Here is a 24377-nt window from a genome sequence, read left to right as displayed (position 1 = left end):
TCAGACGAAGAAACACCGCGGTGAGCCAAGCACCAAGCTCACCGCAACTCGTTCACAAAAACCCGGCAGTAAGCGAAATCCCGGAGAGTTCCTCTGCTGGCACCACAACAAAAACCGCACCGAGGCCCCCGGTGAGCCTCTGGCGCGGCTTGGAATGAGCGCGAAGGTTTACACGGAGGTTTACTCAGCGCCCTTCGGGTTGTCCTTCTGACCGTCCCTATCGCTGTCAACATTGCCCTGCTCGACGAGCTCGGTCGTATTTTCAGCAGTCCGGTACAGATTCACCAGTGCCTCAATGCCAAGGCGGGCAACGACAATCTGAATGAAGCTCCAGAACGTACCGAAGATCAAGTAGAGGAACAGCAGGAAAACACCAAGTCCGGTTGCGCCCTGATCGGCGAGTTCCGTCATGGCGCTAAAAGCGAAGACGAGGCCCATGAGCCAGAACATGCCAATGCTTATGAGTGCGAGGATGTAGACGAGTCGGGCACTGTCCAGGGTGACAAAGCGTTTGAAGGAAAGATCGAACAGTTTTCCGAAGAAGCTGTCCTGGTTCTTGGTTGGTCCAGGCTGCATCGGTTGGCCCGGCTGGCCTGGGTAGTAGCCCTGCTGCGGGAAACCCTGCTGTGGGAAGCCCTGCTGCGGCGCTTGGCTGTACTGGCCGTACTGCTCGGCGTATGCCGGTTGGCTGGAGGGGGCATTCGGGTCAGTCACAGAAGATGGTGGCGGGGGCATCTGCCATGTGTCGTAAGTGGGGTTTGTATCAGCGCCGGTGTTATTAGAGGCGCTGTTGTTCTCATCGAATGGTGTGGACATGAATTCTTCGGTCCTTCGTCTTTCTTGTCTCGGCAAAATGTAGGAAACCATTAGACCTCTAATAGTCAATGCCATAGTGCCAGGCGTGGGGCACTCTGGCACGTCTAGGTGTCGTTTCGGTTGGTTTCGGTGGCGGAGGGGACTGGGAGAGGCACCGAAAAGCATCACCCGAACGAGGGGGAGTCGGACTTAGTCCCACCGCTAAACCCCCGCCTCGGGGGTAATTCAGGCTGAATTTACAAGGGAAATGCAAGAAGACAGGCGGAACCGTCAAGTTCACAACACATTTTCTTTAAGATCTAGTGAAACCTCCTATCTGAAAGGCCAATGCATGAAATTTCACGCAACCCGTAGGACTGGCGCTGCTCTGTGCGCCATCGCACTGTCCGCTACTGCACTGACCGCATGCTCGGATGACGCCGGCAGTTCGAACGCTGGTGGCTCGGACGCACAGGCCTCCGGCGCTGACCGTGGCCCGATCACTTTTGCTATGGGCCGCAATGACACGGACAAGATCACCCCGATCATTGAGGCCTGGAATAAGGAGCACCCGGATGAGAAGGTGACTTTGAAGGAGCTGGCCGGCGAGGCAGATGACCAGCGCGACACGCTCGTGCAGTCCCTCCAGGCTGGTAACTCTGACTATGACGTGATGGCTCTGGACGTTGTGTGGACCGCTGACTTCGCCGCTAACCAGTGGCTGGAGCCGCTCGAGGGCGACTTCGCAGTGGACACCTCCAAGCTGCTGCAGGCAACGGTGGATTCCGCTACCTATAACGGCAAGCTCTACGCGCTGCCGCAGAACACGAACGGCCAGTTGCTGTTCCGCAACGTGGACAAGGTTCCGTCCAAGCCGGACACCTTCGCTGACATCAAGTCCGCCTGTGAGGCTGTGGAGGGCGACTGCCTGACCACCCAGCTGAAGCAGTACGAGGGGCTGACGGTGAACACCTTGGGCTTCATCAACGGTTGGGGTGGCTCTGTCATCGATGAGAATGGTGAGCCGACCGTCGAGTCCGCTGAGGCGAAGGCTGGCCTGCAGGCGCTTGTCGACGCATACGGGGACGGCACCATCGCCAAGGGTTCCACCGCCGCAACGGAGGAGGAGACCAACCTTGCCTTCACGGAGGGCAACACCGCGCTGGCTATCAACTGGCCGTACATGTACACCAATGCTGTGGAGGCGGGCCTGAACTTTGAGGTTCAGCCGCTCGTCGGCGAGAACGGTGTCGGCGTGTCCACCCTGGGTGGCTACAACAACGGCATCAACGTCAACTCGAAGCACAAGGCAACGGCCAAGGACTTCATCGAGTTCATCATCAATGAGGAAAACCAGCTCTCCTTTGCTAAGGCTTCCTTCCCGCCGGTTCTGGCCTCCATTTACGACGATGCTGACCTGATTAAGGAGCACCCGTATCTGCCGGCTCTCAAGGAGTCCCTGGAGAACGCTCAGCCGCGTCCGGTCTCCCCGTTCTACCCGGCTATCTCTAAAGCAATCCAGGACAACGCTTACGCAGCTCTGACTGCAGGCAAGAGCGTCGACGATGCAACGAAGGACATGGCTGCCGCCATCAAGCAGGCAGCACAGTAGGGTTACTTTAAATCCACGGGGCCGCAGCGGTTTTCGCACCGACTGCGGCCCTGCCGTTTTTTGCGCCCGCATAGTACGCTCGCCCAGGTTGGGGTTGGGTGTGAGGAGAGTTTATGAGCAACGTCGTGAAGCAACGTGCCCGCAGTGATGCCGGCAAAGCGTATGCCCTTGTTGCGCCAGCATTGGTTGTGTTGGCGATTGTTATTGGTTATCCCATCGTGCGCGCGATCTGGCTGTCGTTCCAGGCGAACCGGCACCTTGATCCGGCAACCGGTGTCTTCGTCGATGGTGGCTTCGCGGGCCTGGACAACTACCTGTATTGGATTCAGAACCGCTGCATGAGCCCCGCGGGCACCGTCGGTGATTGTCCGCCGGGCGTGCTGGCCACGGACTTCTGGCCGGCACTGGGCATCACCCTTTTCTTCACCGTGGTCACTGTCTCGTTGGAGGCAGTGCTGGGCATGGTGATGGCCCTGATCATGAACCACCCTTCCCGCGTGCGTTCCCTCGTGCGTGCGGCGGTGCTCATCCCGTGGGCGATTCCTACGGCGGTGACCGCGAAGTTGTGGCAATTCATGTTTGCGCCGAACGGCATTGTGAACTCCCTGCTTGGCCAGTCCATCGCGTGGACGACGGACCCGTGGGCGGCGCGCATCGCCGTCATCATCGCTGATGTGTGGAAGACCACGCCGTTCGTGGCGCTGCTCATCCTCGCCGGCCTGCAGATGGTGCCCAAGGATGTCTACGAGGCCGCGCGTGTCGACGGCGCGTCCGCCTGGCAGACCTTCACCCGCATCACTTTGCCCCTCATCCGCCCCACGCTCATGGTGGCCATCCTCTTCCGCACACTCGACGCGCTGCGCATGTATGACCTGCCCGTCATCATGATCTCGGGGTCCTCCAACTCCCCCACCGCCACCATCTCGCAGCTCGTTGTCGAAGACATGCGCCAGAACAACTTCAACTCAGCATCCGCCTTGTCGACGTTGATCTTCCTGCTCATCTTCACCGTCGCCTTCCTCCTCGTCCGGTTCGCCGGCGCGGATGTCGGCGGTGAGGAAACGCGGTCCCGGAGGGAACGGCGGATAGAAAAACGGAAGGCGAAGAGAGCGGCCAAGTCCGCCAAGGAAACAGTGGAGGTCGCACGATGAAGAAACGTCTTGGATCCATCGGCCACGTCCTGGGCGTGCTGTTCATCCTCGTGTGGGGCCTGGCACCGTTCTACTGGATGCTGGTCACCGCGCTGCGCGACAAGAAGCACACTTTTGACACCACTCCGTGGCCCACGCATGTGACCATGGAGAACTTCCGCGATGCCATGGCCACGGACAAGGGCAATGACTTCTTAGGTGCGATTGGGAACTCCCTGATCATCTCTCTGGTCACCACCGCGTTGGCCGTCATTGTGGGTGTGTTCACCGGCTACGCTCTGGCACGCCTGAACTTCCGGGGCAAAGGCCTGGTCACGGGCATCATCCTGGCAGCGTCGATGTTCCCCGGCATTGCCTTGGTCACTCCGCTGTTCCAGCTTTTCGGCGATCTAGGGTGGATTGGTACCTACCGCGCCATGATCATCCCGAATATTTCCTTCGCGCTGCCGCTAACGGTGTACACGCTCATCTCTTTCCTGCGCCAGTTGCCGTGGGAGCTGGAGGAGGCCGCTCGTGTGGACGGCGCTACGCGTGGCCAAGCTTTCCGCCTCGTCCTGCTCCCCCTAGCAGCACCCGGTATTTTCACCACAGCGATCATCGCTTTCATTGCCACCTGGAACGAGTTCATGCTGGCCCGTCAGCTGTCTACCAACGCAACGGAGCCGGTGACGGTGGCTATCGCAAGGTTCTCCGGGCCCAGCGCCTTCGAGTACCCCTACGCCGCCATCATGGCTGCTGGCTCCCTGGTCACCGTGCCGCTGATCCTCATGGTGCTGGTGTTCCAGCGCCGGATCGTCTCCGGGTTAACCGCTGGTGGTGTGAAGGGCTAACCCCCTTCGGGGGTTAGGCCCACCCTGCCGGGACAAATCCCAGCAAGGACACCACCGAGTAGATGAACGCGGCTACGTACACCACGATGATCGTGGCTTGGATACCCACGTGATCCACACCGCGGACCTGCCACACCGGTACTTGGTCGCCTGATTTACGGGCACGATGTAACAACAGCACCGGTACGACGGACATGATCGCGCCGGCAAAACCACCCGCGTACGTGAGTGCTGAAACGAAGCCACCAAGGCCCGCCAGAGCAATGAGCAGTGGAGGCAGGACGGTGAGTGCTGTTGCCGCCACGCGCTGCCATCCGTCCTCTGGCCAGTGGAAGATATCCAAAACATTGCGCATCGCGGTGAAACCGATGGCCAAAAACGAGGTGAACATGGCCAGCAGGGCAAACAAGTTGGCCATGTAGTACGCAACCGTGCCCAGTTTCTCGCCCCAGGCAATGGTGACCACTTCAGTCACATCGGTGCCAAGTAGGCCCAGTGCCGCGAAAGGAACAGCAGCCAAAGTGAAAGCGGTGATGCCCATGCCGGCGATAATCGCCTTCGGCAGTGCCTCCGGCTTCGTTTCAGCCATACCGCGGGCCATCTCCGGAACAACGTACTGCGCCAAGAAGGTAAACACAGCCAGGTTCATAATCGGAATGATGAAGTAGGGCTTGAGCACCCACAGGTTGGACAGTTCAATGCCGGGACCCACCATGGTCCAGGTCACCAGGGTAAAGATGATCACGGCCATGCCACTAGTAATCAGGCCTTCGGTAAAACCAGTTGCCTGGAGGCCCTTCCACATGATGTAGGAGCCCAGCGTGTAGAAGATGAGGGTGCCTGCCAGTGGTGGCAAACCAAACAGGTTATGCATTAGCTGGCCGGAACCAGAAGCGTAGGCGATCAACGCACCAATGCTGTTAATCACAATGGCGGCGAAGACGAGGAAACGACCTGCTTGGCCCAGATAGCGTTCCGCCAAGCCGGAAAGCTGGAGTGGCTCCTTTGTGCGTAGAGACACTTCCGCCACATACAACATGGAAATAGTGGTGAGTGTTCCCGCGATTGCCAGCGCCACCACCAAAGCGAGGAACCCGCCATTGCGGGCAGCGTACGGGAGGGAAAGAATACCGGCACCAATATTGGTGCCAAAGATCAGGGCTACTCCCTGCCCAAAACCAAGTGCATGACTAGTTGTCCGGGCGGGATCTGCATGATGGTCGCGCAACGGCGCAGGTGTTGAATCAGTCGATGACATAGGGGTGAATCTATCAACCGATAGACCGGGGCCACGCACAGAGTATCACAAACTCCGGCGGTACCCCGGTCCCCCACCCAGCTATATACGAACGGAAGCGCAGGTAAAACTACTTATTGGCGTATGGGTCACGCACACCGATGTACTGCACTTCGGTGTATTCATCGATACCTTCGGCGCCTCCCTCACGGCCCAAACCGGAGTGCTTCACACCACCGAAGGGGACAGCCGCGTTGGACACGACACCGGCGTTGTAGCCAACGATGCCGAATTCCAGGCCATCGGCCAGACGCCACAAACGGTCCGGGTCCTCCGAGAACACGTAGGATGCCAAGCCGTACGGGGTGGAGTTAGCCAGCTCAATGGCCTCATCCTCATCAGTGAATTCGTAGATGGACGCAACTGGACCGAAAATCTCCTCCTGGAAGATCCGCGAATCGGTGCTAGCACCACGCAGAACGGTCGGCTGGAAGAAGTAGCCATCACCTTCGATAGCGTTACCGCCGGTGAGGACCTCGGCGCCGTTGCTCTTCGCGTCGTCGACAAGGCTTGCCACATTCTTGCGTGCCTTTTCTTCGATCAGTGGACCCACATCAACACCATCGTCCATACCGTTGCCCACGGTAAGCGCCTCCATGGCCGTGACCAGTTTCTCGGTGAACTCCTCAACAACCTCGGAGTGAATGAGGAAGCGGTTCGCAGCGGTGCAGGCCTCACCGATATTGCGCATCTTTGCAGCCATTGCGCCAGCGACTGCCTGGTCGATGTCTGCATCCTCGAACACGATGAACGGGGCGTTTCCACCCAACTCCATCGAGGTGCGCAAAACGCCGTCTGCTGCCTGCTTCATCAGGATCTTGCCCACAGCAGTGGAACCGGTGAAGGACACCTTGCGCAGGCGCGGATCAGCAATGAGCGGTTCGGAGATCGCCGCCGGATCAGTGCCACAAACAACGTTGAGCACGCCTGCCGGCAGGCCAGCCTCAACCATGGTCTGCGCAAAATACTGGGTGGTCAACGGGGTCAGCTCAGCTGGCTTGAGCACCATCGTGCAGCCAGCAGCGACAGCCGGGGCGACCTTGCGGGTAGCCATGGCCAGCGGGAAATTCCACGGAGTGATCAGCAAACACGGGCCAACCGGTTTACGCCGAGTGACCATGCGGATGCCACCTTCCGGCACTTCCTGAGTGTGGCCATACTGGCGGACGGTCTCTTCCGCGAACCAACGAAGGTACTCAGCCCCGTACTTCACCTCCCCACGCGCCTCCGCGAGGGGCTTGCCCATCTCCAAAGTCATGAGCGTTGCAAATTCCTCAGAACGCTCAGTGACCAGCTGGTAGGCACGAGTGAGGATCTCGCTGCGCTCGCGAGCTGACGTACGCGCCCACTCCTTTTGCACCTTCGCCGCAGCGTCCAGTGCAGCCACCGCATCATCACTGTTAGCGGAAGAAAGGGTGGCCAGCACTTCACCCGTGGCGGGGTTGCACACCTCAAACGATTCGCCACTCGATGCCTCACGCCACTGTCCACCAATAAACAGCCCAGTGGGCAGGGAATCGAGCAGCGTGGTGGTGTTCACAGAACCCTTGGTATCAGCCATGATCATGCCTTCCTTGTTCGTTGTTCTTTCTTGTGTTTTGGTGTTACTTCAGCTGGTGGTCAGACCAGCTTCCTCTATAGGCAACGCTATACCTCCGAGCCATCTTCAGTGCACACGGCGCCGTCCCCCGGTTAGAGGGCATTGCGCGATGAGGATCGTTGTGCTAGCCCTCGGGCGCATCAATGCTCAGCAGGACGAGGAGCTCAGCTCGCCCCAAAGGATCGTCTAGTGGCAACCCGTAGCGCTGCTCTGCACGATCGATCCTCGCTTTGAGCGTATGTCGGTGAACGCCCAATGACTCCGCCGCGGCCCGGAACTCGCAGCCGTGGAGGAGAAATGCCTGAACTGCCTCGAGTAACGCCGGATCATCCTCAGCCAATGGCGCCAACACTTCACGGTATCGTCGCGACAGTGCGGTGTGTACGGTTTCATCTTCAGCCCAGTCGAGCCTCCGCGGAACATACTCGTCCACGGTTCCAGGAGGCAGGGCACGCGCGCGATCAACAAGATACGTCAGCTCATCACTGGTGAGATCCCGCCATGGTGATCTCCTCCCCGACAAAACACGTAACCGGGTGGCAAAAGAACCAAAGAGCTCACTCGCAACTTCGCCGGTCATGGGGGTGCGCGACAGGAAAACAAATCCATCGGGGGCGGTCCGCATATACGCAAGGGGTTGTTGCCCTAGCCCTAGCCCTTCGTCGAGCCTGGTCAACGCACGTGAAGAAGCGGCTTTGTTCGCAGCGACGATCGCTACCGGCACCACCATCCCATCTGCGTCGGCAGCGCCATCCAACAATCGTTCAACTGCAGGTTCCGTTGTCGGGTCCGATAGAAACAGCTCCAAAGCGGCACCACGCAGTTGTGTTTCTGCGCTGCGCAGAGCAGGAGGGTCACGCAAAACGATTTCAGCCAGACCGACGAAGTGTTTAATCGCGCTGCGCGATAGTGGCGGCAAAGCATGAGGTGAATCCACAACAGCCACGTAGTATTTCCCACCCAGTGCTCGCATGCGTTGGACAATGATCATGCGGTTCTCAGCGCGATACGCGCGACTGCGTCCTCCATCAGTGATAGCTAAACGCAAGGCTTTCAATGCGCGTTCGGTGGGTTTAGCTGGTGCGGAGGAAATAACTCGCCCGGAACTATCCCCAATGAGAACATCCGCCCCCACTGCGTTATGCGTGCGCCCGACGAGGGCATCCACTCCCCCATTCCACGCCGCACGGTTCAGTCCCTCAGCTGCCTCCAGAATCTCATTTGCCGCGGCTGCCTGTAGCCGCGCATGCTCTCCACCGACCACTTTGGAAATTAGGGCGAATGGGGTTTTACGTGGCACTTCAAATAAGGGGAGTCCAGCTGCAGCGCATGCCTTTTTCAAAGCTGGTGGTACATCGGAATGGTGAAGGCCCGTACCAAAACCAAGTGCTGCCACCTCAGCTTGGCTTAACCGTTCAACATATTCACCAATCGCCTGTTCATCGAATGGATCAATGCGAAGACCGAGGGTCAAAATGACAGAGTGGGGTCTGAAGAACTCTGCAGTTTCGACGATTTCACTCGCCTGCACCGAGCCAAATTTTCCCTGCTTCAGCTCCCCGATCGGAGACAGCTGCAAAGCACGGATTCCGTAGAGCCATGCAAGGTCCAGCAGCTCAGTTGTATCGTGCCATTCAACGCTTCCACCACGTGTTTCAGCACCCACACAATCGGACATGGACACAGTGTATAAGTTGCGGATTAAATATGGACAGGGTGTCGGTTGCCTTGAGGGTGGGATGAGGACGGATACTACTGCCATCACCACTGCCCCACATCAGGCACGGGCAGCACATCTCACCGGAAAGGAACCCGCACATGCAGGATCTTGAATACCGTCTCCCGCAGGAGCGTCGCATCAACACTGAGCTTCCTGGCCCGGCTAGTGCTGAGCTAGATAAACGTCGAAAAGCGAGCGTCGCTGCAGCCATGAACCCTGGCCTTCCTGGCTACATCGTTGACGCCGACGGCGGAGTGCTTGTCGATGCCGACGGAAACTCGTTCATCGACTTCTGCTCCGGCATCGCCGTGACCTCCGTCGGCGCCTCCAACAAGCGCGTTGTCAACGCTGTCGCTGAGGCCGCTACTCACTTCACCCACACATGCTTCATGGTGAGCCCCTACGAGAGCTACCTCCAAGTTGCAGAACTGCTCAACGAGCTCACCCCAGGTGATTTTGAGAAGCGTACTGTGCTGCTCAACTCTGGTGCTGAGGCAGTGGAAAACGCTGTGAAGATCGCTCGTTCCTACACCCGTAAGGCAGGTGTTGCCGTCTTCGATTACGCCTACCACGGCCGCACCAACCTGACCATGGCCATGACCGCGAAGAACAAGCCCTACAAGTCCTCCTTCGGCCCCTTCGCCAGCGATGTTTACCGCGCCCCAATGTCCTATCCGCTTCGCGACGGCCTGAAGGGCGAGGAAGCTGCTGAGCGCACCATCCGATACCTCGAGCAGTACGTGGGCGCAGAGAACCTCGCTTGCGTGGTCATCGAACCGATTCAAGGCGAAGGTGGCTTCATTGAGCCTGCAGAGGGCTTCCTCCCGGCAATTGTGGACTGGTGCCGCGCTAACAACGTGGTGTTCATTGCCGACGAGATCCAGGCTGGTTTCTGTCGCTCCGGTGAATGGTTCGCTTCCAGCTTTGACGGCATCGAGCCGGATCTAGTCACCACCGCTAAGGGCATCGCCGGCGGTATGCCACTGTCTGCTGTGACTGGTCGCGCTGAGATCATGGATGCGCCGATGGCCGGCGGGCTCGGCGGTACCTACGGTGGTAACCCGGTGGCTTGCGCAGCTGCTGTCGCTGCTATTGAGGAAATGAAAGAACACAATCTTGCTCTTCGCGCCAAGGAAATCGGCAAGATCATCCACGAGGAACTCGACTCGTTGACTGAGCTGGATGAGATCGCGGAGATCCGTGGCCGCGGCGCAATGATCGCCATCGAGCTCGTAACCAAGGATGGTAAGCCGAATGCGGAGCTGACGGCCAAGGTCGCTGCCGAGTGCAAGGCCGCCGGCGTACTCATCCTCACCTGTGGCCTTGACGGCAACGTCGTGCGCCTGCTTCCATCCCTGGTCATCCCGGAGGAGCTGCTGCGTGACGGCATGCGTGTTCTCGCGGAAGCAATCCGCAACAACATCTAGGGGAGCAAGAATCTATTCGAGGGCCATGCCGTCCAGAAGATTTTTCAAACCAACCTCAAAAGGTTGGTCAGCATAAGGGTTAGCGTCAGGCTGGCCCTTTTTTGCTGTTTTGTACCCACTCATCGCTTCCGCTGCTTGACGCAGCGCAGAATGTTCAGGGGAAATCGCGCAGGGATCAAAAAGATCGGCTGGGGCTTGGACGTCCCACGCTGAGCCATAAATGAAGGATTCAAGCGCAATGATGCGTTCCATCACCTGCGCAGGCGGGCATCCAGCAGTGATGAGCGCTTGGGCAACAACCTCATACATCTCTTGGGTCCGCGGGGAAGCACCAATGGGCTGCACTGCAATAAGCGGGATCAACGGGGTGTGCCCAGCAAAAACATCGCGGTAAGAACGCGCCCAGGATTCTACTGCCGTGCGGTAGCCCGAACCTGTAGCGATGGCTTGTTCGAGCGGCCTAACATCAACAAGCTGCATCACCGCGTCCTGTATCAAATAGAGCATTTCCTCTTTGCCCGAAATGTGGTTGTAGAGGGCGCTCGAAGCCACATTGAGTCGCTTCGCAACGGCAGTCATGGTCAGCGCTTGATACCCCTTATCCGAGGTAAGGGAGAGCGCGGCTGCACCAATTTTTTCGGCGCTGACCAGAGATTCTGCGGGGCGGCCACGCCCTTTTGCCATGTGACTCTTCCTTCATTAGCAAAACAAATGTACGCTAGGTCACACCATTTAATGAATGGCGTTCATATCCGTGATGGCCGGCACCCACCGGCCCTAGAACAGGAGTAGAAGTATGAATTCTAGCGCACCAAAACATGAAATTGAGCGCGATGTTGTCATCGTCGGAGCCGGCCCAGCAGGCCTCATGGCTGCACGCACGCTGGCTAAGGCCGGCAAGTCCGTCGCAGTCCTCGAGGCACGCGAGCGCGTTGGCGGCCGCACCTGGAACGGCCGTGTACGTGACGCCAACGGTGTTGATCACTTTGTTGAGCTTGGTGGCCAGTGGATCTCCCCTGACCAGACCCGCCTCATTGACCTGGTGGATGAGCTGGGCCTGAGCACCTTCCAGCGCTACCGCGAAGGCAAGTCCATTTACGTGTCCCCGGACGGTGAGCGCCACGAGTATGAGGGCCCAGTCTTCCCCGCTTCCGAGTCCACACAGGCCGAGATGGACAAGCTGATCAAGATCCTCGATGACCTTGCAGCCGAGATCGGTGCCAAGGAGCCGTGGGCGCACCCGAAGGCTGCCGAGCTGGACTCTATTTCCTTCCGCCACTGGCTGGAGCAGCTCTCTGATGATGAGGAGGCAATTGACAATGTTTCCATCTACGTCGCATCCGGCATGCTGACCAAGCCGTCCTTCACCTTCTCCGCCTTGCAGGCTGTCCTCATGGCTGCTTCTGCCGGATCCTTCTCCAACCTGGTGGACGAGGACTTCATCCTTGACCGCCGCGTCGAGGGCGGCATGATGTCTGTCTCCGAGACCATGGCCAAGGAGCTCGGTGAAGATGTCTTCCTGGGCACCCCGGTCCGCGAGATCCAGTGGGCACAGCCGGACCCGTCCACCGAGGACAGCCTGAATAACGTTAAGCCAGACGTGCGCAACGGTGTCCCGAACAACGGTAAGCCGGGCGATGTCACAGTCGTCTCCGACAAAGTGATCGCCCACGCCAAGAATGTTGTTATTGCTGTTCCACCAAATCTGTACAACCGCATCTCCTACGTCCCGGCGATGCCACGTGACTTGCACATCGCCCACCAGCACATCTCCATGGGCCTGGTGATCAAGGTTCACGCTATTTACGAAACCCCGTTCTGGCGTGAGAAGGGCCTGTCCGGCACCGGTTTCGGTGGGGGACGCCTGGTCCAGGAGATCTACGACAACACCAACCGTGGCGCCAACATTGCAGGCGGTACCGCTGGTGAGGAAGATACCTACGGCACCCTCGTCGGATTCGTTTCTGATGTGTACGCCGAGGAAATGTGGCACCTGCCGGAAGAAGAGCGCAAGCACCGCATCCTTTCCGCCATGGCGGACTACCTGGGTCCGGAGACCATGGAGCCAATCGCGTTCTACCTCTCCGATATGGCTGCTGAAGAGTGGACCCGCGGCGCGTACGCAACCAGCTACGACCTGGGTGGCCTGTCCCGCTGGGGCCACCTGCAGAACCAACCTGTTGGCCCGATCCACTTCGCTTGCTCCGACATTGCTGATGAGGGCTACCAGCACGTCGATGGCGCTGTCCGTCAGGGCGAGCGAGCTGCCAATGCCATTCTGGCTAATTACTAAGGCAGGGTGATCATGGTCCAGCCAACACAGCAGCCTGCGGACCGTGGGCCGTCGAAAATCCTGGTCGGATACCTTGCCACTCCAGCGGGCTCTGATGCTTTGAACCTTGGCATCGCCTTGGCCAGAAGCTGGGACGCGGACTTGGAGATCGTCATGGTGGTTCCGCATTCAGAGAACTACTCAGGTGCGTATCCTCGCCTCACTGCCCATGAGACGATCATTAGCCGAAAGCTCAACGCGTGGCTTGAGAATGCGTTGGCTAAAGTCCCCGAGGGGATTACGGCCACCGGCCGTGTCGTCTCCGGTGTGGACGAAGCTAATTCACTGCACCGCACCGCCAAGGAACTGGGTTGCGACTTGATTATTTTGGGCACCCGCGGTGGTGGCCTGTTGCGTCGCTTCAGCATTGGGGTTTCGGCGAATGCTCTTTTGCACTCATCAACCATTCCGATTGCGCTTGCGCCGCCACGCTACCAAGCGCCTGAACGGATCAGCCGGGTGTCGTGCATGTTCGGCACCCTGGCTGGCTCACGCCAGTTGATTTCCACGGCGATTCGCACCGCACAGTACACCGACAGCGAACTGCGCTTGATCTCGTTCCACACCGATGAGGATGCGGGAGCTATGCCGCACGAGATCGCTGAGACGGTATTGGAAAGCCTCGAAGCTAACGCCAACGAATATCTTGCAGAACAGGCAAAACACCTCGTTGATGAAGGTTTAGCCACCACCGAAATTGTCACCGGCACATCTGTCGCTGAGGCTGCGACCGAACTTGAGTGGCGTGAGGACGAAATCCTGCTCGCGGGATCGTCCCGGCTTGCCACCGCTGGCCGTATGTTCATGGGGCCACGCGCCGCCAAAGTGCTGCGGAGTCTTCCGATTCCGCTACTTGTCACCCCTTCACAAAGCCCGAAGGATGACGATGAGGAGGGGCAGCATGAGTAAACGCAAAGTGGCAAATGAGCTGGCACACCAGCCGTCGCAAAGCGAAAAAGGGCTCATCGCTGGGCGCGTCGGACTTCTTGGAGCCGTCGTCATTGGCGTGAGCTGCATTGCCCCGTCCTACACCTTGACCTCGGGGCTCGGCCCCACGATTTCTGAGGTCGGCGACCACGTCCCGGCGATCCTCCTGCTCGGCTTCTTCCCCATGTTGCTCGTCGCCTTCGCGTACCGCGAGCTGAACAACCGTGTTCCGGATTCCGGTACCTCGTTCACCTGGGCAACCAAGGCTTTTGGCCCGTGGGTCGGCTGGATGGGTGGCTGGGGCCTGATCACAGCAACCATCCTGGTGTTGTCGAATCTAGCTGCCGTGGCCGTGGATTTTTTCTACATCCTGCTGGCACAGCTCACCGGCAATAGTGCATTCGCGGACCTCACCCGCAATCTGTGGGTGAACATCCCAACCACCATCGTGTTCCTAGCCGTCGCCGCCTACATTTCCTACCGCGGCCTCGAATCCACAGAGAAGCTCCAATACTTCCTGGTCGCTCTGCAGCTGTTCACCCTCGTGCTCTTCGGCGGAATGGCACTGTGGAATGCGTACCACGGTGGCGGATACGACTTTCACCCGGTAGAAGCTGACTGGTTTAACCCGCTGACGATTGGTGATTTTTCCACTGTCGCCGCAGGAATCTCCCTATCGATCTTCATGTTCTGGGGCTGGGATGTCACCCTAACCATGAATGAGGAAACCAAGGACCCAGAGCGCACCCCGGGGCGGGCAGCCACACTCACCGTGCTGGTGGTCATCACCGTGTACATCCTCACCGCCGTCGCTGTCGTTGCGTGGGCCGGTACTGGTGATACCGGTCTCGGTGCCGGCAACCCGGAGAACCAAGAATCCATTTTCGCTGCACTCGCCGGCCCCGTGATGGGCCCGTGGGCCATCCTCATGTCCATATCAGTTCTGGCGAGTTCTTTCGCCTCACTGCAGTCCACCATCGTCGGCCCGGCGCGCACGCTGCTGGCCATGGGGTACTACAAGGCCCTGCCGGCGGTTTTCGCACACATTAGCCCGAAGTTCCGCACCCCTGGTGTGGCCACCGTGGCTTCTGCCGTTGCCGCCGGTGGTTTTTATGCAGTAACCAGGATCGCCTCCGAGAATGCGCTGTGGGACACCATCACCGCGCTGGGTTTGATGATCTGCTTTTACTACGGCATCACCGCTTTTGCCTGCGTGTGGTTCTTCCGTAAGGAGATCACCCACTCTGTCCGCGGTTTCTTCTTCCGGTTCCTGTTTCCATTGATCGGCGGAACGATGCTGTTGACCATGTTCTTCATCACCGCATTTGATTCCATCGACCCGTCCTACGGCTCTGGGTCTTCGATCTTTGGTGTCGGCACGGTCTTTGTCCTCGGCATGGGCATTCTGCTCCTCGGGGTAGTACTCATGCTGTTCACACGACTGCGCCATCCGGAGTTCTTCCGTAGCGAGATTCTGCCACGAGTCACAGCCGAGGAGGATGATACGAATACTGTTTTGACAGTCTAAGCATCTGCTTTCCTGTGGCAACATCTCTACACTGACAGCCACGGGCAAAGGCAGACCACACAATGTGACCCATACTGACCCCAATACGGGACCCGCACTGGGTTCCCCAAACAAAGGAGACATCATGGCTGAGAAAGATCTGTCCTACCGAGTAGAAAACCCGGCGACCGGTGAAATCACCGCGACGTACCCTGGCGCCACCGATGATGAGATCCAGCAGGTTCTCGCCGCCTCGGAGAAGAGCTTCAAGGAGTGGGCCGCCCTCGATATCGCCGAGCGGAAGAAATACGTGCTGCGTGTCGCTGAGCTTTTCGACGAACGCAAGGACGACCTGGTTGACATCATCGGCCGCGAAATGGGCAAGTCCCGCCCCCACGCCATTGACGAGGTAGAGCTGTCCGCCAATATCTTCCGCTACTACGCCAACAACGGTGAAGAGTTCGCTGCTGACCGCAAGATCGAAAGCTACAACGGCGGCACCGCCGTCATCCGCCATCTCCCACTGGGTGCGCTGGTAGGCATCATGCCGTGGAACTTCCCGTACTACCAGGTCGCTCGTTTTGCTGCGCCAAACCTGATGAACGGCAACACCATCATTTTGAAGCATGCTGAGATCTGCCCCGAATCCTCTGCCGCAATCCAGAAAATCTTCGATGATGCGGGTGTGCCGGCTGGCGTATACCAGAACGTGTACGCCTCCCACGACCAGATCACCACGATGATTGAGGACCCGCGTGTGCAGGGTGTTTCTCTCACCGGTTCGGAGCGTGCCGGCGCAGCCGTCGGCGCAACTGCCGGCAAGAACCTGAAGAAGGCGGTTCTGGAGCTCGGCGGTAATGATGCCTACGTACTCTTGGACTCTGATGATGTGAAGGCTGCTGCTCAGTTGGCGTGGGAAGTCCGCATGTACAACATGGGTCAGGTGTGCAATGGCAACAAGCGCATGATCATCATGGATGACATCTATGACGAGTTCGTGGGTGAGCTGGTGAAGTTGGCGGAAAAGGCCACGCTGGGAACACCGGAAGAAGCCGGCCAAAACGACGTTTATTCCCCGCTGTCCTCCCGCGATGCCGCTGAGCGCCTGGACGAGCAGGTCACTCGCGCTGTCCAGGAAGGTGCAACCCTGCTGGCTGGTGGTGGCCTGGGTGAGAACGCCTACTACGCTCCCGCAGTGCTCACCGATATGGACACCAAGAACTCGGTGTTCTACGAAGAGCTCTTCGGTCCGATCGCCCTGGTGTTCAAGGTCTCCTCTGATGAGGAGGCACTGAAGCTGGCCAACGACACCCAGTACGGTCTCGGTGGCGCTGTCTTCTCCCAGGATAAGGATCGTGCTCGCGCCATCGCTCGTCAGCTGGAGGTTGGCATGTCCAACGTGAACACTCCAGCCGGCGAAGGTGAGGAGATTCCTTTCGGTGGTGTGAAGCGTTCTGGTTTCGGCCGTGAGCTTGGCCCGCTGGGCATGGATGAGTTTGTGAACAAGCAGCTGTATTTCGAAGCGGATTAATCTCGCCCTCCCTCAGTGCTGCAGTGCTGCATCGCTGCAGCACTGCGCCCCTGCATAAGACCAGGACGCGCTACCGGCTCCGGTGAGTTGGTAGCACGAGCCCTGAAAGAATCACCTCTCCCACGTACCGTGGGTCGTGGTCGGCACTGTCGGCCAGAAGAATCACACGGTACGAAAAGGAGAACAACATGCCAACGAAAGCTATCGACGGCAAGGTCGCCCTTGTCACCGGAGCAGCACGAGGTATTGGCCAGGCAATCGCCCTGCGTCTTGCACAGGATGGCGCGGACGTGGCGGTCCTCGATTTGAAGGAAGACAACTGCGCCGACACCGTTTCCCAGATTGAAAAGCTTGGCCGCAAGGCAATCGCGATCGGGGCCGATGTGTCTAAGCGTGACCAGGTTTACGCCGCCATCGACCACACTGAAAGAGAACTGGGTGGCTTTGACATCATCGTGAACAACGCTGGTATTGCGCAGGTCCAGCCGATTGATGAGATCACAGATGAAGAGCTGGACGCTATGTTCAACGTGAACATCAAGAGCGTTGTGTGGGGCATCCAGGCTGCAGCCGCCAAGTTCAAGGAGCGCGGCCACGGTGGCAAGATCATCAACGCCTCCTCCATCGCTGGCCATGACGGCTTCCCGGTGCTGGGCGCTTACTCCGCCTCCAAGTTCGCGGTGCGCGCGCTGACCCAGGTTGCTGCACGTGAATACGCCAGCGACGGCATTACCGTCAACGCGTACTGCCCAGGCATCGTCGGCACCGACATGTGGGTAGACATTGACCGTCGCTTCCACGAGCTGACCGGCGCCGAGCTCGGCTCCACCTACGAGAAGAACGTGGAAAGCATCGCCCTTGGCCGCGCACAGACCCCAGAAGATGTGGCCAACCTTGTGTCCTTCCTCGCCTCGGAAGATTCGGACTACATCACTGGCCAGGCCATCCTGACCGACGGTGGCATGGTCTACCGCTAAACCCCGCCCAACTCCCCGCTACCACCTCGCTGGAGTTGGTAGCGTGGGGCCATGGAATTCAAAGATATGCTCGCTCCCCCGCCGGTTCACCTGCCAGAGGACCCGGCGCAGGGGAGCGATGTGCTTGATAACGCCACCGCCATCGCTCACCCGGACTCCCCCGCTGTCTGGGCTGCCCGGGCCGAGCACGAGCTAGCCGATGGTGACCCGATCGTTGCCTACGCCTACGCCCGCACCGGCTACCACCGCTCCCTGGACCGCCTCCGTGCGAACGGGTGGAAAGGCTGGGGCCCAGTCCCCGCGTCACACGAGCCGAACCAGGCAGTGCTCAAAGCTATCGCCATGTTGGCCCTGGCATCCAAGAAGATCGGAGATGAAGCCGAATACGAGCGCTGCCGCCAAATGCTGTCGGACGCGGACCCGGCTAGCGTCGAGCAGTTCCTCGACTAGACAGCAAACCGCGCCGGCCCGAAAGTTGGTCCGGCGCGGTGGCGCTTTAAACGTCGATAAGCAAATGCTTAGGCGTTCTTCTCCTCGACGCGCTTGATGGCCTCCTCGGCAACCATTTCCTGGATACCCATGTCCAGCTCGGAGGTGAAGCCGACGCAGGAGCAGTTGATCTCGCCGAGAACGTAGGTGTCCTCTCCGGTCTCATCGTCGTCCGCGAGCATGAAGTCAGCGGTCCAGATCAGCGGGATGTTGTCGCCACCGAGGTTCTCGGCGATGACGGGGCGGGCCTCCGCGAACATGTCCACGAGCTCCTGCCACTCCTCCGGCTTCTGGTAGGTGTACTGCGCACCGGAGAACAGGGTTGCGGAGAATGCATCGCCACCCTCGGCCGGCTTCTTGTGCACCACGAAAACCGGGTGCGGGCCGACCAGCAGAATACGGATCTCACCCTCGACAATGCGTGGCATGAAGCGCATGTCCACGAGCATGCCGTTGTCGCCCACGATGTACTGGTCACAGAAGTCCATGAACTCGCCGAGCTCGCGGTCCTCGGTGTGGTTGTCCACGGCCTCGGTGCACTTGAGCTTGGTGTCCAGCGGCAGGGCGGTGCCGGGCTCGACGGAGGCAGCCAGTGCTTCGTCCGCAAGGCGCACGCGCCAGATGCCGGAACCGGTGGAGCCGCGGTTCTGCTTGAGCACACGCTCACCGTAGGACAGGGAGGTCGGGAACGTGTTGTGGAAGGACTCGACGTCGTAGTACGCGGCGGTATCCTCCGGCACCAGGGAGGTCTTGTTCAGCTTCACCAGGGCATCCTTAGCACCGTAGGAGACCATCTCCTCCGGGGTGGACATGCCTACAAGACCGGCCTCGGACAAGCGGGTGAGCAGGTCGAAGTAGCCTTTCTCGCCTCCCGGGATGTTGCCCGGGTTCACGCGGGAGATGTAGCCGTCGAAGTTGTTGGACGCATACTCGAAGATTGCGTCAGACCACTCGGGGCGGAAGAACACAACCTCTGCGTTCCAGCCCTTGTCCTTGATGGCGTTGACAATGGGCATGGTGTCCTTGCGGTGCCCATCGAAGTACTTGTCAGAACCACCCTCGACCTCGAAGACGACGATTGCCTTGTGCACAGTGAATCCCTTTCAGTAGTGCTCAGTATTTTGGATTAAACCCACTTTTGAGATTAAGGCCTAACCGGCTTTCCTGCCCTCACGGGTAGCGGTTTAGTAATTAACCTCACAGCCGGGATACGCCACATAATCCACCTTCGGGGGTAGCCCTTCACATGTATGGTGGCTAGTGACTGTAAGCACGCCACTGGGAGGACACTCGCATGGGAATCGAATTCGATCCGTTTGCCCAATTCCAGGATTTCGCACACCCGGAAAAATTCGTGTCGGCTTCCTGGCTGTCGGCCCGCCTGGGCACGGATGGTCTCCGCGTGGTGGAGTCGGACGAGGACGCGTTCCTCTACGATATCGGCCACATCCCTGGTGCGGTGCGCATTGACTGGCACCGGGACCTCAATGATCAGACGATGCGGGACTTCATCGACGGTGAAGCCTTTGCCAAGCTCATGGATTCTAAGGGTATCGGCCGCGATGACACCGTGGTCATCTACGGTGACCGCAACAACTGGTGGGCTGCCTACACCGCCTGGGTGTTTGAGCTTTTCGGCCACCCGGATGTGCGCCTCCTCGACGGTGGGCGTGACGCGTGGATGGGCGAGGAACGCGACACATCCTACGCCGTCCCGGATTACCCGTCCCGTAACTACCCGGTGGTGGAGCGTCAGGATAAGCCACGGCGCGCATTCGTCGATGATGTTCGCTCGCGCACCAAGAAGCACCTGCTTATCGACGCTCGCGGGCCCGAGTTCTACGCCGGCGTCGAGCACCTCACCCAAACGGACCCCAACTGCTCCTCCCCCGTCCAGCGTCACGGCCACATCCCGGGCGCGGTGAATCACCCGTGGGGGGCGTCGGTGTATCCGAATGGGCGGGTGAAGGATCGGGCGTCGATAGCTGAGGCTTATGCCCACACCTTGAGCACCGTGGACACGGACAATCCCTCTGTCATCGCGTACTGCAGTGCCGGGCAGGCTGCCGCACACACGTGCTTTATCCTTCGCAACGTGCTCGGCATCGAAGATGTGGCACTGTATGACGGCTCCTGGGTGGAATGGGGCAACATGGTCCGCATGCCCATTGAAAGGGAATTGGACTAGGCCCCGGCTCGTCACTGCGGGCTGTAATTCTTCGGACCTTGCGTGCGATACCTCTTATGTGGGCAGCAGTGCTCTACCCTAAGCTAGGTCCCCGAAATTGTTCGACGAGGAGTTTTTGAATTGTCCGCAGCGTCCAACGCCCTGACCATCAGCAAAGTTCTGGTTGCTAACCGCGGTGAGATCGCCGTCCGCGTCATCCGAGCAGCGAAGGACGCCGGCATCGCCTCCGTGGCTGTCTATGCCGAGCCGGACACTGACGCGCCCTTCGTCGAGCTTGCGGACGAAGCCTTTGCGCTCGGCGGTGCCACCGCCGCTGACTCCTACCTCAACTTTGACAAGATCATCGGTGCTGCAAAGGCATCGGGCGCGGACGCCATCCACCCGGGCTACGGCTTCCTGTCCGAGAACGCTGACTTTGCCCAACGCGTCATCAATGAAGGCCTGACCTGGATCGGCCCCTCCCCCGAGGCCATCGCACTGCTGGGTGACAAGGTGGAAGCACGCCAGATCGCTGAGAAGGTCGGCGCACCCATGGCCCCCGGCACGAAGGAGCCCGTGAGCACCGCCGATGAAGTTGTGGCCTTTGCGGACGAATACGGGCTCCCCGTAGCCATCAAGGCTGCCTTCGGTGGTGGCGGCCGTGGCATGAAAGTCGCCCACACCCGCGAAGAAATCCCGGAACTCTTCGAATCCGCCACCCGTGAAGCCGTAGCCGCCTTCGGTCGCGGCGAGTGCTTCGTCGAGCGCTACCTTGACCGCGCCCGCCACGTTGAGGCCCAGGTCATTGCGGATAAACACGGCAACGTCATCGTCGCTGGCACCCGCGACTGCACTCTGCAGCGCCGCTTCCAAAAACTCGTTGAGGAAGCACCCGCACCGTTCCTCTCCGACGCCCAGCGAGAATCCATTCACTCCTCCGCCAAGGCCATTGTGAAAGAGGCCGGCTACTACGGCGCCGGCACTGTGGAATACCTCGTCGGCGCCCCAGAAGCTGATGGCTCTGATGGCCTCGTCTCCTTCCTCGAAGTGAACACTCGCCTCCAGGTGGAGCACCCCGTCACCGAGGAAACTGCTGGTATTGACCTGGTCCGCGAGCAGTTCCGCGTCGCCTCCGACCTGCCCCTGCGTCTCACCTCCGATCCGGAGCCACGTGGCCATGCCATTGAGTTCCGCATCAACGGCGAAGACCCCGGCATGAACTTCATGCCGGCACCGGACACCATCACCCGTTACGTCGAACCCGCTGGCGCCGGCATTCGCGTCGACTCCGGCGTGCGCGCCGGCAACATCGTCGGCGGCCAATTCGACTCGATGCTGGCCAAACTCATTGTCACCGGCGAAGACCGCGACGAAGCCATCCAGCGTGCCCGCCGCGCGCTTGCCGAGTACGAGATCGCTGGCCTCCCCACCGTCATTCCTTTCCACTTGGCTGTTCTTAATGATCCAGCCTTCATCGGTGACGGCGAACGCTTCGACGTGTACACCCGTTGGATCGAAGAAGAATTCAATAACACCATCCCGCCGTACCAGGACAGTGACGACGATATTGACGTTGCCGATTCCGAACCGGCAAAGCGCACCTACGCCGTTGAAATCGACGGCCGCCGCATCGAAGTTGCCCTCCCCGCCTCCCTCGTCATCGGCAACGGGGCGAAGCGCAAGTCCAAGAAGCGCCGCTCCTCCGGCGCTGCATTGTCGGGCGATGCCGTGCCCGCCCCGATGCAGGGCACCGTGGTCAAGGTCAACGTGGCTGAAGGCGACACCGTCAACGAAGGCGACATCCTGCTCGTCCTCGAAGCCATGAAAATGGAAAACCCCGTCAAGGCCCACAAGTCCGGCACGGTCAAGGGCCTGGCCGCTGAACAAGGCGAACAAGTCAACAAAAACGCAGTACTACTGGAGATCCACTAACTCTTTATGAAGTTCACGCTCGTCCCAGCAACCGAATCCGACCGCACCTACCTGCGCCGCCTGGAATACCTCGCCGATGTCTTCGGCAACGAATCCCGCAGCCGCATCGGTGCCATGCAAAGCCCCGAAGAGTACGTGGACAAATGGTCCCCTGAACGCGACGGCGGATTCATCGCCTACGACGAAGAACGCATCCCCGCCGGTGGCGTGTGGCTACGCTACTGGGCACCGGAGGATGATTACACCGACGCCAACCTCGGACCTAACATCCCCGAACTGTCCATTGCTGTGGAGAACCGCTCCCACGGCCACCAACTCGGCCGCATCCTGCTCCAAGCAGCCTGCGACTTGGCGGCTTCCCAAGGCGCCAGCACCATCGCCCTTCACGTCGAGCCCGGCAACGACCGTGCTCAGCACGTGTACGAGACCTTCGGCTTCACCTGGTCAGACCACCACCCGGAAGTGATGACGAAGCAGCTCTAGGCGGGATTTCGCGCGTACCGGTCCCACACTGCGCACGATTCTTGTGAACCGTGCACAACCCCCATCAAAACGGTCTGCGGACCGAAAGCCCAGGAGCGCCCGCAACTCCGGGGAGTTGCGGGCAAAGCCAGCGGATTGTCAGACCGAGAAACTAAGTGAGTGCCGGCGCCTTCTGGTGCTCGCCCACGAGGAAGACGTTGTCCCGGTCGGTGATGAGGGACTGGTCGTGGGTGACAAAGCCACAGGCGATGCCACGGTCTTCGACCAATTGGCGGAGGAGTTCCACGATGTCCCGGGAGCGGGGGGAGTCGAGGGCGGCGGTGGGTTCGTCAGCGAGAACCAGTTCCGGCTCCCCCATCAGGGCGCGGGCGATGCCGACTCGTTGGCGTTGGCCACCAGAAAGAGCGTGCATGTCCCGATTCTCGAGCCCGGCGAGGCCCACAGTTTCAAGCAGTTCATCCGCGCGCTGCTTGCGTGGTTTGATGCCACGGATGTGGTCAGTAACCAGCAGCTGGTCGCGGACGTTCAACGCCGAAATGAGGTTGGCCTGCTGGAAGATCATGCCGATTTTCTCGCGGCGCAGGTCATTGGACACCGGAACCCCGCCAAGGGTGGCGGTGCCGGAATCCGGGGTGATCAGGCCGGCGGCGACGGAGAGGAGGGTGGATTTGCCGGAGCCGGACTCGCCAACAATGAAGGTCAGGCGGCCAGGCTCAGCGGTGAAGTTGAGCTTGTCCAAGATGGTGCGGCGTTCCTGGCCGTCCTGGAAGGAGACGGTGACGTCAGTGAGTTCGAGCCTAGAAGTGGACATTATGCGACACCTCCGAGTGCGCTTTGGGGGTTGACTTTGCTGATGGAGCGGGTGGCTACAACGGCGCCTGCCATGCCCAACACCCAGACGAGCAGTGGCGGCAGCGCGATGACACCAAAGGACAAGGTGAACGGGGCCACGCCTTCCATAGCGAACCCGATGCCCAGTCCGATGAGAGCGCCGATGGTCACACCAATGAAGAGGAGGATGGCGGACTGGCCGACGGCGTCCTTGAGCAGGTACTTGTTCGAGGCGCCGATAGCTTTCAAGATGGCCAGGTCACGGGTGCGCTGGATCGTCCAGACGGTGAGGAAAGCCACGATGACCAGCGCAGCAATGGCGTAGAGGAAGCCCTGAATCATCTTCAGCGAGCCCTGTTCTGAGGCGTAGGCGGGAAGGCCCTGGAAAGACTCCTTCAACGGAACACCGCCTTCGATGGCGGGGTCATCGGAGAGCAGGACAGTGCCGTCCGCATCAGTGTGGAAGACTTCCTGCCATGTCTCAGTGGGGACCCACAGGACAGGCGTGTGGGCGAACATCAGGTCCTCACTGATGGCATCGACGGGGGTGGTGGTGCCGGCGAGGGAGAGGACGTCGTGAAGCGAAAAGTTCAGTGAGGCTGAGGCGACCGCACCATCGCCGAGGACCTCTCCCCCGGGCAACGTGGTGCCGCGCGGCAGCGAAAGGATCGCGACCGATTGCTCCGTGCCATCTGGGCCGGCGACGAGCATCTGGCCGGTGCCCAGCGCGTCCGTGCCGGGCATACTTTGCACGCGCGAGGTAGTGAAC

21 protein-coding genes are annotated in these 24377 nt (G+C 59.7%); 13 read left to right on the top strand and 8 right to left on the bottom strand.

The annotated features are described in order from the left end of the window. Positions 1 to 180 precede the first annotated feature (180 nt). Positions 181 to 816: a DUF4282 domain-containing protein gene (locus tag F4V54_RS11420; protein ID WP_170253104.1), complete on the bottom strand. Its 636-nt coding sequence runs from the start codon at positions 814 to 816 to the stop codon at positions 181 to 183. Positions 817 to 1147: 331 nt separating this feature from the next. On the opposite strand from F4V54_RS11420, the gene F4V54_RS04000 reads away from it, so the two are divergent. The 3 genes from F4V54_RS04000 to F4V54_RS03990 all read left to right on the top strand — a co-directional run bounded on the left by F4V54_RS04000 (position 1148) and on the right by F4V54_RS03990 (position 4388). Further along, the gene (locus tag F4V54_RS04000; RefSeq protein WP_034664565.1) at positions 1148 to 2407 is read left to right on the top strand and encodes an ABC transporter substrate-binding protein; all 1260 of its coding nucleotides are present in this window, start codon (positions 1148 to 1150) and stop codon (positions 2405 to 2407) included. Between the two features lie 113 nt (positions 2408 to 2520). After that, entirely contained in the window at positions 2521 to 3558 is a 1038-nt protein-coding gene (locus F4V54_RS03995) for a carbohydrate ABC transporter permease (RefSeq protein ID WP_150386328.1), read from the top strand. Beyond that, complete coding sequence (locus tag F4V54_RS03990; protein ID WP_102724044.1) at positions 3555 to 4388, top strand: carbohydrate ABC transporter permease; 834 nt, start codon at positions 3555 to 3557, stop codon at positions 4386 to 4388. Before F4V54_RS03995 ends, F4V54_RS03990 begins: the two co-directional genes overlap by 4 nt. Before the next feature lie 13 nt (positions 4389 to 4401). Here F4V54_RS03990 and F4V54_RS03985 read toward each other — a convergent pair whose 3' ends face one another. The 3 genes from F4V54_RS03985 to F4V54_RS03975 form a co-directional block, all read right to left on the bottom strand. Further along, positions 4402 to 5646, bottom strand: a complete 1245-nt coding sequence (locus F4V54_RS03985; RefSeq protein WP_150386327.1) for an aromatic amino acid transport family protein — start codon at positions 5644 to 5646, stop codon at positions 4402 to 4404. A gap of 109 nt (positions 5647 to 5755) precedes the next feature. Next, on the bottom strand, positions 5756 to 7246 hold the full coding sequence (locus tag F4V54_RS03980; protein ID WP_376997437.1) for an NAD-dependent succinate-semialdehyde dehydrogenase: 1491 nt from the start codon (positions 7244 to 7246) through the stop codon (positions 5756 to 5758). 163 nt (positions 7247 to 7409) lie between these two features. After that, positions 7410 to 8963, bottom strand: coding sequence for a PucR family transcriptional regulator (locus F4V54_RS03975; protein ID WP_170253103.1), 1554 nt, complete (start codon positions 8961 to 8963; stop codon positions 7410 to 7412). Between the two features lie 140 nt (positions 8964 to 9103). On the opposite strand from F4V54_RS03975, the gene gabT reads away from it, so the two are divergent. Next, a complete protein-coding gene (gene gabT, locus F4V54_RS03970) occupies positions 9104 to 10432 on the top strand; it encodes a 4-aminobutyrate--2-oxoglutarate transaminase (RefSeq protein ID WP_034664596.1) in 1329 nt (442 codons plus the stop codon). A gap of 12 nt (positions 10433 to 10444) precedes the next feature. Here gabT and F4V54_RS03965 read toward each other — a convergent pair whose 3' ends face one another. Further along, positions 10445 to 11116 (bottom strand): TetR/AcrR family transcriptional regulator, encoded by a 672-nt coding sequence (locus F4V54_RS03965; RefSeq protein WP_150386324.1) that lies wholly within the window; start codon positions 11114 to 11116, stop codon positions 10445 to 10447. A gap of 112 nt (positions 11117 to 11228) precedes the next feature. Here F4V54_RS03965 and F4V54_RS03960 point away from each other — a divergent pair, with 112 nt between their 5' ends. From F4V54_RS03960 to F4V54_RS03935, 6 genes are all read left to right on the top strand, one after another. Beyond that, a complete protein-coding gene (locus tag F4V54_RS03960) occupies positions 11229 to 12725 on the top strand; it encodes a flavin monoamine oxidase family protein (RefSeq protein WP_150386323.1) in 1497 nt (498 codons plus the stop codon). A gap of 12 nt (positions 12726 to 12737) precedes the next feature. After that, the gene (locus F4V54_RS03955; protein ID WP_150386322.1) at positions 12738 to 13673 is read left to right on the top strand and encodes a universal stress protein; all 936 of its coding nucleotides are present in this window, start codon (positions 12738 to 12740) and stop codon (positions 13671 to 13673) included. Beyond that, positions 13666 to 15219, top strand: coding sequence for an APC family permease (locus F4V54_RS03950; protein WP_102724051.1), 1554 nt, complete (start codon positions 13666 to 13668; stop codon positions 15217 to 15219). The genes F4V54_RS03955 and F4V54_RS03950 overlap by 8 nt, the downstream gene beginning before the upstream one ends. 124 nt (positions 15220 to 15343) lie before the next feature. Continuing rightward, positions 15344 to 16729, top strand: a complete 1386-nt coding sequence (locus F4V54_RS03945; protein WP_150386321.1) for an NAD-dependent succinate-semialdehyde dehydrogenase — start codon at positions 15344 to 15346, stop codon at positions 16727 to 16729. A 188-nt stretch (positions 16730 to 16917) separates the two neighbouring features. Then, a complete protein-coding gene (locus F4V54_RS03940) occupies positions 16918 to 17706 on the top strand; it encodes an acetoin reductase (protein WP_034664604.1) in 789 nt (262 codons plus the stop codon). Positions 17707 to 17757: 51 nt separating this feature from the next. Then, positions 17758 to 18156 carry a DUF3151 domain-containing protein gene (locus tag F4V54_RS03935; RefSeq protein ID WP_034664607.1) on the top strand — a complete coding sequence of 133 codons (399 nt, stop codon included), beginning with the start codon at positions 17758 to 17760 and terminating at the stop codon, positions 18154 to 18156. Between the two features lie 68 nt (positions 18157 to 18224). On the opposite strand, the gene F4V54_RS03930 is transcribed toward F4V54_RS03935, so the two are convergent. Further along, positions 18225 to 19286, bottom strand: coding sequence for a Cj0069 family protein (locus tag F4V54_RS03930; RefSeq protein ID WP_150386320.1), 1062 nt, complete (start codon positions 19284 to 19286; stop codon positions 18225 to 18227). Positions 19287 to 19489: 203 nt separating this feature from the next. Between F4V54_RS03930 and F4V54_RS03925 the strand changes: the two genes are divergently transcribed. From F4V54_RS03925 to F4V54_RS03915, 3 genes are all read left to right on the top strand, one after another. Further along, the gene (locus tag F4V54_RS03925; RefSeq protein WP_150386319.1) at positions 19490 to 20383 is read left to right on the top strand and encodes a sulfurtransferase; all 894 of its coding nucleotides are present in this window, start codon (positions 19490 to 19492) and stop codon (positions 20381 to 20383) included. 120 nt (positions 20384 to 20503) lie between these two features. Then, entirely contained in the window at positions 20504 to 22294 is a 1791-nt protein-coding gene (locus F4V54_RS03920) for an acetyl/propionyl/methylcrotonyl-CoA carboxylase subunit alpha (protein WP_249041225.1), read from the top strand. Positions 22295 to 22300: 6 nt separating this feature from the next. After that, the gene (locus F4V54_RS03915) at positions 22301 to 22777 is read left to right on the top strand and encodes a GNAT family N-acetyltransferase (protein WP_034664614.1); all 477 of its coding nucleotides are present in this window, start codon (positions 22301 to 22303) and stop codon (positions 22775 to 22777) included. 151 nt (positions 22778 to 22928) lie between these two features. Here the strand turns inward: F4V54_RS03915 and F4V54_RS03910 are convergent, their stop codons facing one another. Together F4V54_RS03910 and F4V54_RS03905 are read right to left on the bottom strand one after the other, a co-directional pair. After that, positions 22929 to 23588 (bottom strand): ABC transporter ATP-binding protein, encoded by a 660-nt coding sequence (locus tag F4V54_RS03910; protein WP_150386318.1) that lies wholly within the window; start codon positions 23586 to 23588, stop codon positions 22929 to 22931. Further along, a partial coding sequence (locus tag F4V54_RS03905) for an ABC transporter permease (RefSeq protein ID WP_150386317.1) occupies positions 23588 to 24377 on the bottom strand: 790 nt, incomplete at its 5' end. The genes F4V54_RS03905 and F4V54_RS03910, both read right to left, overlap by 1 nt.

Source organism: Corynebacterium tuscaniense (assembly GCF_008693065.1).
GTDB lineage: Bacteria > Actinomycetota > Actinomycetes > Mycobacteriales > Mycobacteriaceae > Corynebacterium > Corynebacterium tuscaniense.
The sequence above is the reverse complement of the archived record's forward strand: the minus strand, read 5'-3'. Positions and strand labels throughout refer to the sequence as shown.